The organism is Algoriphagus vanfongensis DSM 17529 (assembly GCF_000429465.1).
GTDB classification, from domain to species: Bacteria; Bacteroidota; Bacteroidia; order Cytophagales; family Cyclobacteriaceae; genus Algoriphagus; species Algoriphagus vanfongensis.
Genome location: NZ_AUBX01000007.1, coordinates 1 through 1,499, shown reverse-complemented (window position 1 = coordinate 1,499; position 1,499 = coordinate 1). Strand labels below are relative to the sequence as shown.

General features: G+C 50.8%; 1 protein-coding gene. It reads right to left on the bottom strand.

The genetic code is table 11. The annotated features are described in order from the left end of the window. A partial coding sequence (locus tag G460_RS23290; protein WP_026953654.1) for an immunoglobulin domain-containing protein occupies window positions 1-1,499 on the bottom strand: 1,499 nt, incomplete at both ends.

Here is a 1,499-nt window from a genome sequence, read left to right as displayed (position 1 = left end):
AGAAGATTCACGTCTGCCAAACCTCCCGGAATGCCCAGATCGATCCGTACTGAATCTCCAGCCGCTCCTTGCGTAGGGAAAGACAAGGTCTGATAGATAGAACCTAGCAGTCCTACCGGAACTGTCAATCTGGATGCTGTGGCCGAATTCCCGTCCACTGCCTGCTGCGCATCTGTCGCAAAACATAGCAGACACAACAGCCCGTCAGTACCCACAGTCTGACCGTTGGCTATCGTACAGTCATCGACAGGGTTTGCCGGAATGACGACTACAGTAATCATCTCTCTAACTGCACTTTCACAGCCGGTTATGTCATCTCGTGATGAAACATAATATGTATAGGTGCCAACTGATAAAACCGGAGTAGTATAAGTAGGCCCAGTTGTAAGTTCACTATTGGACTCATTATACCACACCACAGTAGATCCTGAAGGAGCAGAAGCTGATAGCTGGGTGGCAAAGCCTTCTGTAATAGTCACCGAGGTATTTGCTACCATTGGTGCATCAGGCAATGGATTTACCGTCACGGTCAACTCAGCTGCTGTACCCGGAGCGTTTTCGCAGACTCCGTCGCCTTCCACAGTCACATAGTAAGTAGTAGTGGCAGTCGGTGATACGGTCAAGTCCGTGATCTCGGTAGCCAAGGTCTGATCTGTATAGAATCTGAAGATCGGGTTGACTACGGTAGCTGAAGTTGCGGATAGCGTGAAGCTCTCGCCTTCGCAGATCGTGCCGCCAGTTGCGGTGATGTCTGCTGCAGTCGCCGGTGGCACTACCACTACCGCAATGCGTGTTCGTGTCATGCTTTCACAGCCTGATCCACCCATCACTCCCACAAAGTATTCTTGGTCGGCAGTTACAGATTCAAGGATAATCTGATTGCCGGATATCTGAATACCGGTAGTTATCTCATTGCCCCCTGCTGCTGCATCATATACCATGTAGGTCAGGCCTCCTACCGCATTGCTGATCTCAAAGGTCACATCGTCGCCTGAGCCGCACACTTCTATCTCATCTTCAACAAACTCCGGAGCTTCCAGGCTATTGGTGATAGTCACGCTTACTGCTTTCCCGGTCTCATTTTCGCAAACACCATCGCCGGTGACTGTCACATAATAGGTGCTGGTGCTTCCTGCTGCCAAGCCGCTGATCGTCAAGGAACCGTCACCTGTCAAGGCATAGCTGACACCTGACACGGTACCCGTACTGATTACTGAAGTCTTCGCTGCATCAAAATACCAGGTGAAGACGGCATTGCCGACAGAAGAACTCGGTATTAATACCACATCCTCTCCTTCGCATTGGGTCACTGCGTCACTGATATTGATATCCGCATCAGTTGCCACAGGATTTACCGTCACCGTCAACTCAGCCGCTGTACCCGGAGCGTTTTCGCAGACTCCGTCGCCTTCCACAGTTACATAGTAAGTAGTCGTGGCAGTCGGTGATACGGTCAAGTCCGTGATCTCGGTAGCCAAGGTCTGATCTGTATAGAATCG